This is a genomic window from Mesorhizobium sp. WSM4846, assembly GCF_055811415.1.
The window spans coordinates 66,740-76,332 of sequence record NZ_JBVVPZ010000033.1; the positions used below are offsets into that span (position 1 = coordinate 66,740).

Consider the following 9,593-nt stretch of genomic DNA (forward strand, 5'->3'; position numbering starts at 1 on the left):
TGGCGACAAAGGTTTGACCGCTTGCGACGAAATGTCGGGATTTGCCGGTGGGTCACCGAAAATGAGGAGAAAATCCGCCATAAAAGACAAAATCATCGCACTTGACCTCGCGCCTGCGGAACTGAGCGAAGCGACGAAAGCCTATTTCGCCAAATGCGAGGAGAAGCTCGGCCTCGTTCCCAATGTGCTTTTGGCCTACGCTTTCGACGAGACGAAGCTGCGCGCCTTCACCGACATGTACAACGATCTGATGCTGGGTGTCTCAGGCCTGTCCAAGCTGGAGCGCGAGATGATCGCGGTCGCCGTCTCCTCCATCAATCATTGCTTACTGCTGCCTCGCCGCCCATGGCGCGGCGGTGCGCAAGCTTTCCGGCGACCCGGCCTTTGGCGAGATCATGGTGATGAACTTCCGCGCCGCCGACCTTTCCGCGAAACATAAGGCGATGCTCGAATTCGCGGTGAAGCTGACTGAGCAGCCGGGCAAGTTCGTCGAGGCCGACCGGGCAGCGTTGCGTGAGGCCGGCTTTTCCGATTGCGACATCCGGGACATCGCCTCGACCGCCGCCTTCTTCAACATGTCGAACCGGGTGGTGGCGGCGGTCGACATGCGGCCGAACGATGAATACCACGCGATGGCGCGGTGAGGTGCGGCCCAACCGGATCTTATATTAGCTATTGCGCATTCTCGTTGCGTCTTTGCCGGTTTGGTCCGATGATCGCTCCTGCGGCGTGACCCGCATGTCGGTTCGACGCCGCTGATCAACGGAGGAGAACATGGCGAAATTTCTCTATGTCTATCACGGCTCTGGCAAGATGCCGACCGACGAGGCCGAACGGCAAGCGGCGATCGATGCCTGGAACGGCTGGTACGGCAAGCTTGGCTCGGCCGTGGTCGACGGTGGCAATCCGGTCGGCATGTCGAAGACCTTGCTGCCCGGCGGCAAGGTCGAGAACAATGGCGGCAGCAATCCGACCGCCGGTTACACAATCATCGAAGCGAACGACATCGACGATGCCGTCGCCAAGGCTAAGGATTGTCCTATCCTGAAGGACCCGGGTTTCAGCGTCGAGATCGCGCCGATCATCGAAATGGGCTGACGCACCGGCTCAGGATCGAGCCGCGATCGCCGCCGCGGCACCGGCCATGGTGGTGGCGCTGACGCGGTTGGCGATCTTCATCGCCCGCCTGCTCTTCAAGAGTTTTCGCGCCTGCGCTGCCGCCAGCACCCAGGCCAGATCGATGGCGACCAGAACCACGGCCATGGTCAGCGTCAGCTCGATCCAGCCGACGACCGTCACTGAGGCGAGATCGATGATGGTCGGCAGCAGCGCCAGGTAGAACATCATGATCTTGGGATTGCCGAGCGTCACCGCCATGCCGGCAAAGAACAGTTTGACGGCCGACTCCTCGCGCGGCATCTCGCCTTCGCGCGCCTCGACCGGGGCCGTCCACATCTTCCAGGCGAGGTAGGCGAGATAGGCGACGCCGACCCATTTCAGCACGACGAAGGCAAGATGGAAGGTCTGCGCCACCACCGCCAGCCCGAACACCGCCAGCGACAGCCAGATGGCCTCGCCGATCCACATGGCGAGCAGGAATGGAAACACGTCGCGAAAGCCCTTTGCGATAACCCGCGCCACCAGGGCGGCAATCGAGGGGCCGGGCGAGCCCGCGGCGACGAAAAGGGCGGCGGCGAAGATCAAAAGCGAGGTGACGTGCATGTGAGTGCCTTCGAGCGTCAGAGAGCCCAAGGATACCCGATCAGCGGCGGTTTGGCACCCCTGCAGCTTGCAGAGAACTTTGCCCTCTGAACAGGCGTCGGCGCTGCCCCTCATCTGGCTGCCGCCATCTTCTCCCCGTCAACGGGGAGAAGGGCGCCGTCATCGACGGTTCCGCCAATTACCAGCGTTGCAAAAAATGAACGCCGAGGGTGCGGTCAGCGATCTTCTCCCCGTCCACGGGGAGAAGGTGCCGGCAGGCGGATGAGGGGCAGCGCCGATCCCCTTCAATGAGACGTCGCCTTACGCCGCGCCGACCACTTTCGCCGATTTCTCAAAACGCTTGCGCTCGTTCGGATCGAGATAGAGCTTGCGCAGGCGGATGGTCTTCGGCGTCACTTCGACCAGCTCGTCGTCCTGGATCCAGGCCAGCGCGCGTTCCAGCGTCATGCGGATCGGCGGCGTCAGCTTCACCGCCTCATCCTTGCCGGCGGCGCGGATGTTGGTCAGCTTCTTGCCCTTCAGCACGTTCACTTCGAGGTCGTTGTCGCGTGAATGGATGCCGATGATCATGCCCTGATAGACCTTGACGCCCGGATCGATGACCATCGGGCCGCGGTCTTCCAGGTTCCACATCGCATAGGCCACCGACTCGCCCTGCTCGTTGGAGATCAGCACGCCGTTGGTGCGGCCCGGCAGCTCACCCTTGTAAGGCTCGTAGGCATGGAACAGCCGGTTCATGACGGCGGTGCCGCGGGTGTCGGTCAGCAGTTCCGACTGGTAGCCGATCAGGCCGCGCGTCGGCGCGTGGAAGACGATGCGCTGGCGGTTGCCGCCTGACGGGCGCAATTCGACCATCTCGGCCTTGCGCTCCGACATTTTTTGCACGACGACCCCGGCATGCTCCTCGTCGACGTCGATGACGACTTCCTCGACCGGCTCGAGCAACTCGCCGTTCTCGCCCTTCTGCATGACGACGCGCGGCCGCGACACGGCAATCTCGAACCCTTCGCGGCGCATCGTCTCGATCAGCACGGCAAGCTGCAATTCGCCGCGGCCGGAGACGAAAAACGAATCCTTGTCAGGCGATTCCTCGATTTTCAGCGCGACATTGCCTTCGGCCTCGCGCAGCAGGCGGTCGCGGATGACGCGGCTGGTCACCTTGTCGCCCTCGGTGCCGGCCAGCGGGCTATCGTTGACGAGGAACGACATCGTCACGGTCGGCGGATCGATCGGCTGCGCATGCAGCGGCTCGGTCACCGACAGGTCGCAGAACGTGTCGGCGACGGTACCCCTCGACAGGCCGGCGATGGCGACGATGTCACCCGCCTGCGCCTCGTCGATCGGCTGGCGCTCGAGGCCGCGGAAAGCCAGGATCTTCGAGATACGGCCGGTTTCAACCTGGGTGCCGTCATGATGCAGCACCTTGACCGCCTGGTTGGATTTCAGCGTGCCGGATTCGATGCGGCCGGTGATGATGCGGCCAAGGAACGGATTGGCTTCCAGGATGGTGCCGATCATGCGGAACTGGCCGGGGTGGACGGTCGGCGCCGGCACATGCTCGATGACGAGGTCGAACAGCGGCGCCAGACCCTGGTCCTTCGGACCTTCGGGGTTTTCCGAGACCCAGCCGTCGCGGCCCGAACCGTAAAGGATCGGGAAGTCGAGCTGCTCGTCGGTGGCGTCGAGCGCTGCAAACAGGTCGAACACTTCGTTGACCACCTCGACGTGGCGGGCGTCCGGCCGGTCGATCTTGTTAATGACGACGATCGGCTTCAATCCGACCTTGAGCGCCTTGCCGACGACGAATTTTGTCTGCGGCATCGGCCCTTCGGCGGCGTCGACCAGCACGATGGCTGAATCCACCATCGACAGGATGCGCTCGACTTCACCGCCGAAATCGGCGTGGCCGGGGGTGTCGACGATGTTGATGCGGGTGTCCTTCCAGTCGACCGAGGTCGCCTTGGCCAGGATGGTGATGCCGCGTTCCTTTTCGAGGTCGTTCGAATCCATGGCGCGTTCGGCAACGCGCTGGTTGTCGCGGAACGAGCCGGACTGTTTCAGGAGCTGGTCGACGAGGGTGGTTTTCCCATGGTCGACGTGCGCGATGATCGCGATATTACGAATTTTCATATTGTGGTCTCGGGAGCGTTGCAGGCAGCAGGCCAAAAGGCGCTGCCTCTTTCGGTTGGGCGGCTCATACAGGGTTTTTCGCAATTGCGAAAGAGGAGGCGTGCCACCAAATACATGGTCACCAAATCTTAAGCGTCTTGGTGTGAAATTGAATTATTAACCAAAGCGGAACCTTTCACGGTCGGGACAGTTCAAATTTCATGAGCAAAACGGGCATCAGATACCGGCCAATCCTTGCATGGGCTGCGCTCGCCGTTCTGCTTGCGGCAGGCGTGGCACAGTCGGCCGCGACGTCGAAGGAGCCTGCCCCGCCGTCCGACACCCGAACGGCGGAGCAATTGTTTGCCGACGCTCCCGATGGCGTCGACCCGGTGGTGACCGGGCCGGTCAGCGCCGCCTTCAAGCAAAGGCAGGAGGCCGCCAACTGCGACGGCGCTGTTTGGCCCAATATTCCGACCGTTTGCTATCCGGACTGACGACCGCCGACGGCGGTAGTCATCCCGAGATACCGTTCCGCGATCCTTCACGCCCCCCTCTGCCCTGCCGGGCATCTCCCCCACGAGGGGGGAGATCGGACGTCGCCGCCGCTTTCGCCAACCTCCAACGTTGCAGGCGCGAGCGGAGCGCCCAAGCTGCCAATCTCCCCCCATGTGGGGGAGATGTCCGGCAGGACAGAGGGGGGGCGCTGTCCCGCCTGCGTTTTGGCCATTATTGAACCCAGTCCCCTCACGCCGAATGCACCGGGTCGAGCGTGACCTTGTAGAGTTCATTGTCGTCGCGATCCATCAGCCGCACCGTCATCTGTTCAGTGGCGCCATCGATGTCGACGAGGCCGAAGAACTGCAGGCCGGCCGAGGGTGGCAGGTTCTGCCCCTGCTCGGCGGTTGGCGCCTTGATGAATTTCAGCTCCGGGCCGAAGGTCATGTCGAAATCATTGGGTCCATAGGTGCCGGCATGGAGCGGACCCGAGACGAATTCCCAGAATGGATTGAAGTCCTGGAACTGCGCCTTGTCGGGATTGTAGTAATGCGCCGCCGTGTAGTGCACGTCGGCGGTCAGCCAGACGGTGTTGGTGATGCCGGCATTCTTTATGTAGCGAAGGAGGTCGGCAATTTCCAGTTCGCGGCCCTTGGCCGGGCCATTGTCGCCATTGCTGACGGCCTCGGCGCCGGCCTTGTTGGTGGCGTCGTTCCAGACGACGAGACCAAGCGGCATGTCGGCGGCGATGATTTTCCAGGTCGCGTTGGAGTTTGCCAGTTCGCGCTTCAGCCACTTCATCTGCTGTTCGCCGAGGATGCGCGATTGCGGCGTCACCGTATCCTGCATGCCAGGACCGTTGGCGCCGCGATAGGAGCGCATGTCGAGGAAGAACACATCGAGCAGCGGCCCGTAGGCGATCTTGCGATAGACGCGGCCCGGTTCCGACGGCTCGTAGCGGATCGTCGTCATCTCATGGAAGGCGCGTGCCGCGCGTGCCGCCAGCACATGGATGTTTTTTTCCGAGTAGCGGTCGTCGGCGCTCAGGTTCTTCGAATCCGACCAGTTGTTGACCACCTCGTGGTCGTCCCACTGGTAGAAGGTCGGGCAGATGGCGTTGAGCCCCAGCACGTTCTTATCCATCATGTTGTACTTCCACTGGCCGCGGTACTCGTCCAGCGTCTCGGCAACCTTGCGCTTTTCGTCGATGAGGACCTTGTTCTTCCACTTGCTGCCGCCGGGCAGCTCGACCTCGTCCTTCATCGGGCCGTCGGCATAGATGGTGTCGCCGGAATGCAGGAAGAAGTCGGGCGTATGCTTGCCGATCGTGGCATAGGTCTTCATGCCGGTGTCGTCGATGCCCCAGCCCTGGCCGGCGGTATCGCCCGACCAGGCGAAGCGGATGTCGCGTTTCGAGGCCGGCGCCGTGCGGAAGCGGCCGACGATCGGCTCGGAGACTGCGTTGATGTCGGCAAGATCGGCCGCGACCATGCGGTAGAAGATGTCCTGGTCGGAGGTGAGGTCGGTGAGCAGCCGCTTTACCGTGTAATCGCTGGCCGGCGACGTATCGAGCGGCGCAAGGCGCAAGGCATTGGCGAAATTTTCCGTCGACGAGACTTCGAACATGACGCGCGAAGGGCGGTCGGTGCGCGTCCACACCACGCCGCTGATTGCGTCGACATCGCCCGACTGGATGCCATGGGTGAAGGCGGGCCGCTGATTGGCGCGCGAATAATAGGGAAGCGCGAGGCCCGATACGCCGACGAGGCCGGCGGCGCTCGCTGACGTGACAAAAGCGCGGCGCGAAATCTTGTTCATGGCTGTCTCCTGGATGGCTTAAACGTCGCCGCCAAGGTCCAGCCTCAATGTTTCACGCACATCTCGAAACCATGAAGGTTTCGTTACAAACAACAGGAGAAGGCTGGGTCGCCCAGTCGGCGAAACTGCCGATCTCCCCCACGTGGGGGAGATGGCCGGCAGGCCAGAGGGGGGCTGTCCCGCCGACGTACAACAGATAGAAATCAGACAGAGTCGCAAACCCTTTGCCGACGCAGAATCCAGAGGCTGGCGATCCTTCGCGCCCCCTCTGCCCTGCCGGGCATCTCCCCCACAAGGGGGAGATTGGCAATCCGGCCGACGGCGCCTCTCCTGTGACGAGGGCGCCTACGCCGGTTGGCCTTCCGGCTCGAAGGCCGGACGGCTGGTGTTGATCAACAGCGAGATGCAGGCTGCGGCTATTGCCGTCATGCCAGCGATGAGGAAGGCAAGTTCGTAATTGCCCTGCAATTCACGCATGGTGCCGCCGAAGAAGGCGGCCGCCGCCGCACCCACTTGATGGCCGGCGACGATCCAGCCGAAGACGATCGGGCCGCTGCGGTCGCCGAACGCCTCGTTCGACAGCCTGAGTGTCGGCGGCACGGTGGCGATCCAGTCCAATCCGTAGAGCACGGCGAAGATGATCAGGCTGGTCGACGAAAAGCCGGAATAAGGCAGATAGATCAGCGACAGGCCGCGGATGCCATAATAGACGCCGAGCAGCTTGCGCGGGTCGAAACGGTCGGTGAGCCAGCCCGACAGAGTCGTGCCGATCAGGTCGAAGATGCCCATCAGCGACAGCAGACCGGCGGCTTGCACCTGGCCGATGCCCATGTCGCCGCAAAACGCGATCAGGTGCGTGCCGACCAGTCCATTGGTGGTGAAACCGCAGATGAAGAAGGTGGCGAACAGGTACCAGAACACGCGCGTGCCGGCGGCACGACACAGCGTGCTGAACGTGTGGGTGAGGAAATTGCCTTGCGAGGCCGGCGGAACCGGCGGCACGTCGTCGGCCTCAGCGCCGTAGCGCACCATGCCGATCGCGGACGGCAGTTCCGGCACCAGCAGCCAGACCAGCGGCACCAGGCAGGCGGTGGCGACGGCAATGGCGATGGCGACAGGCTTCCAGCCGCCCGACTGGGCGAGCGCGGCGAGCAACGGCAGGAACACCAGCAGGCCGGTGGCGGCGGAGGCCGACATCAGCCCCATCACCAGGCCACGATTGGTCTTGAACCAGCGATTGACGATGGTGGCGCCGAGCACCGTGGCGACCGCGCCGGAACCGACGCCGGAGAATACGCCCCAGGTGAGAAGCAGGTGCCACGGCTGGGTCATCAACAGGCTGAGCGCCGTCGAGCCCGACATCAGCACCAGCGACGCCAGCAGCGTGCGGCGCAGCCCGATCCGTTCCATCAGTGCCGCGGCAAACGGCCCGGTCAGGCCGTAGAGGAAGATGCCGATGGCCGCGGCGAGCGAGACGACATCGCGCCGCCAGCCGAAACTCTCCTCCAGCGGCAGCATCATCACGGCCGGCGCCGACCGCAGGCCCGCCGCGATCAGCAGGCACAGGAAAATGACGGCGACCACGACGAAAGCATAGCGCTGGCCAAACGGGCGGGATCGAGCTATCATGTTACTGACCGGTACGTTGCAATGCGTGGGAACATACGTACCGATCGGTAACATTGTCAAGCAGGCAACGGCACGTCCAAGAATGAAAAGCATTGAACCAGCGATCAAAGCGGATGAACGGCCCCGCGCGGGCGAAAAAATCCTTCGCGTTGCCCGCGACCTGTTCTACCGGCAAGGCATCAGGGCGATCGGCGTCGACGAGATCGTGCGGCGCGCCGGCGTCACCAAGCCCAGCCTCTATCGCAGTTTTCCCTCCAAGGACGAATTGGCCGCGTCCTATCTGCGGCAATACGACCTCGAGTTCTGGGCCCGCTTCGACGCGGCGGTGGCTGCCCATCCCGGCAATCCGCGCGCGCAGATCGCCGCCTTCCTGACCCGCATCGGCAAGCGCACGCAAAAACCCGACTATCGCGGCTGCGGCATGACCAATGCGGCCGTCGAATATCCCGAACGCGGCCACCCGGCCCGCGTGGTGAGCGAGGCCAACAAGCAGGAATTGCGCCGACGCCTGCGCGCCATGGCGGCGGCGATGGGTGCCGGCGACGCCGATACGCTGGGCGACGGGCTGCTGCTCCTGATCGAAGGCGCCTATATCAGCGGCCAGCTGTTCGGGGCCGGCGGACCGGCGAAGTCTGTGGCCCGCAATGCCGACCTGCTGATCGAAGCGAGCTTGAAGAAATAGACCTCTTGCGGTCCTTTCCAGCCGGAAGCAGTATGGCCGTCACGCTCGTGGTCTGCTGATAATTGCCGGTAACGACTTGAACCTTGCTCGAACGTTTTTAGACGACCTCGAAAAGATGTTCCTGCTTCACTACCTGAGGCGAGGGAGTTCGGGTTTAATTGGCGAGCAGGAGAAAAGAGACATTCGGACGGTCTTTGACCTGAACGAGTATACGGTCAAGGAAGCCGTCCTGCGCAGATTTTTGTTTCTCATACTTATTTCATCAGCCCTTGCCTATTTCTTATTTAAGGCTCCCGACTATAGTCCCACAGGGAGCGCTCTTATCGTCTTGATATCGGCCTCGGCTTTGATTTTCCTGTACACCGGCGTCGCTGTGCCGGTAACGCTGTTTGCAACCTTCGGGTCGCTCGTCGCAATTTCCTGGATGGACTACCAAACGTCCATTGTATCCATTTGTTTTTCCGCGTTGTACGCCCTGTATTTTTTTGCGAAGCTTAGAGCCCGGCAGCGAAAATGACCACAGGGTGTATCGCGTGCGTGCGCTTCTGATCCCGCTTGCCCTCGCCGGCCTCTGCCAGCCTGCCCGGGCCGGCGACATTTCCAGTGCCTACACCGATCTCTACTGGAAGAAGGACTGCGTGACCTACGCGCAGGCGGAGGAAGGCGAAGGCGACTGGGCCAGTCTCGTCTGTTCGGGCTATCGCGGCTACCCGGTGCTGATCGCCTACGACGACGCCCGCGAATCGCTGTTTTATGGTTTTCCGCCCAGCGACATGACCGCGGTCTGGGAAAGTTTTGTCGCCTTCAACACGGCGGCACCCAAACTAGAGTGGCGCATCGAGACGAACGGCGATCGCGCCGTCCCGTTTGCGGTCATCCATCGGCGCTCGATCAGCAATCCCGAGGCGGAGAACAAACCGACCGACGTGCTGATCGTCGCCAAGGTCGCCCAGCCGGAGACCTATGAGGGCTGCACCGTCGGCCTGGTGCTGGCCACCGGCAACCCCGGCGCCAACGACCAGGCCCGCAAGCTCGCCGACGAGAAGGCGCGGACCTTTGCCTGCGGCAAGGACAAGCGCGTGGTTATCGGCGATGTACCCGCTTTCGGCCGCGTCGATAACTGACTTCGTCATCC

9 protein-coding genes and 1 pseudogene are annotated in these 9,593 nt (G+C 62.7%); 6 read left to right on the forward strand and 4 right to left on the reverse strand.

Features of this window, described 5'->3' with window-relative positions:
* The first annotated feature begins 79 nt into the window (after window positions 1–79).
* Window positions 80–644, forward strand: a pseudogene (locus AC0L15_RS23965) (peroxidase-related enzyme).
* 130 nt (window positions 645–774) lie between these two features.
* The gene (locus AC0L15_RS23970) at window positions 775–1,098 is read left to right on the forward strand and encodes a YciI family protein (protein ID WP_473497257.1); all 324 of its coding nucleotides are present in this window, start codon (window positions 775–777) and stop codon (window positions 1,096–1,098) included.
* Window positions 1,099–1,107: 9 nt separating this feature from the next.
* Here the strand turns inward: AC0L15_RS23970 and AC0L15_RS23975 are convergent, their stop codons facing one another.
* On the reverse strand, window positions 1,108–1,722 hold the full coding sequence (locus tag AC0L15_RS23975) for a LysE family translocator (protein WP_023800471.1): 615 nt from the start codon (window positions 1,720–1,722) through the stop codon (window positions 1,108–1,110).
* 300 nt (window positions 1,723–2,022) lie between these two features.
* Complete coding sequence (typA, locus tag AC0L15_RS23980) at window positions 2,023–3,852, reverse strand: translational GTPase TypA (protein WP_287246986.1); 1,830 nt, start codon at window positions 3,850–3,852, stop codon at window positions 2,023–2,025.
* Window positions 3,853–4,052: 200 nt separating this feature from the next.
* Here typA and AC0L15_RS23985 point away from each other — a divergent pair, with 200 nt between their 5' ends.
* Window positions 4,053–4,328 carry a hypothetical protein gene (locus AC0L15_RS23985; protein WP_287063426.1) on the forward strand — a complete coding sequence of 92 codons (276 nt, stop codon included), beginning with the start codon at window positions 4,053–4,055 and terminating at the stop codon, window positions 4,326–4,328.
* Between the two features lie 250 nt (window positions 4,329–4,578).
* Here AC0L15_RS23985 and AC0L15_RS23990 read toward each other — a convergent pair whose 3' ends face one another.
* Both AC0L15_RS23990 and AC0L15_RS23995 read right to left on the reverse strand, forming a co-directional pair.
* Window positions 4,579–6,147, reverse strand: coding sequence for an alkaline phosphatase D family protein (locus AC0L15_RS23990; protein WP_287246984.1), 1,569 nt, complete (start codon window positions 6,145–6,147; stop codon window positions 4,579–4,581).
* Between the two features lie 345 nt (window positions 6,148–6,492).
* Window positions 6,493–7,776 carry an MFS transporter gene (locus AC0L15_RS23995; protein ID WP_473497259.1) on the reverse strand — a complete coding sequence of 428 codons (1,284 nt, stop codon included), beginning with the start codon at window positions 7,774–7,776 and terminating at the stop codon, window positions 6,493–6,495.
* An 82-nt stretch (window positions 7,777–7,858) separates the two neighbouring features.
* On the opposite strand from AC0L15_RS23995, the gene AC0L15_RS24000 reads away from it, so the two are divergent.
* The 3 genes from AC0L15_RS24000 (at window position 7,859) to AC0L15_RS24010 (ending at window position 9,582) form a co-directional block, all read left to right on the forward strand.
* Window positions 7,859–8,458 carry a TetR/AcrR family transcriptional regulator gene (locus tag AC0L15_RS24000; RefSeq protein WP_091592382.1) on the forward strand — a complete coding sequence of 200 codons (600 nt, stop codon included), beginning with the start codon at window positions 7,859–7,861 and terminating at the stop codon, window positions 8,456–8,458.
* A 76-nt stretch (window positions 8,459–8,534) separates the two neighbouring features.
* Window positions 8,535–8,975, forward strand: coding sequence for a hypothetical protein (locus AC0L15_RS24005; RefSeq protein ID WP_473497261.1), 441 nt, complete (start codon window positions 8,535–8,537; stop codon window positions 8,973–8,975).
* Window positions 8,976–8,991: 16 nt separating this feature from the next.
* Window positions 8,992–9,582, forward strand: a complete 591-nt coding sequence (locus tag AC0L15_RS24010) for a hypothetical protein (protein WP_473497262.1) — start codon at window positions 8,992–8,994, stop codon at window positions 9,580–9,582.
* The last annotated feature ends 11 nt before the right edge of the window (window positions 9,583–9,593 follow it).

Coding starts and splice junctions, on each gene's coding strand:
- AC0L15_RS23970 (WP_473497257.1), top strand. CDS start 775: ATGGCGAAATTTCTCTATGTCTATCACGGCTCTGGCAAGATGCCGACC.
- AC0L15_RS23975 (WP_023800471.1), bottom strand. CDS start 1,722: ATGCACGTCACCTCGCTTTTGATCTTCGCCGCCGCCCTTTTCGTCGCC.
- typA (WP_287246986.1), bottom strand. CDS start 3,852: ATGAAAATTCGTAATATCGCGATCATCGCGCACGTCGACCATGGGAAA.
- AC0L15_RS23985 (WP_287063426.1), top strand. CDS start 4,053: ATGAGCAAAACGGGCATCAGATACCGGCCAATCCTTGCATGGGCTGCG.
- AC0L15_RS23990 (WP_287246984.1), bottom strand. CDS start 6,147: ATGAACAAGATTTCGCGCCGCGCTTTTGTCACGTCAGCGAGCGCCGCC.
- AC0L15_RS23995 (WP_473497259.1), bottom strand. CDS start 7,776: ATGATAGCTCGATCCCGCCCGTTTGGCCAGCGCTATGCTTTCGTCGTG.
- AC0L15_RS24000 (WP_091592382.1), top strand. CDS start 7,859: ATGAAAAGCATTGAACCAGCGATCAAAGCGGATGAACGGCCCCGCGCG.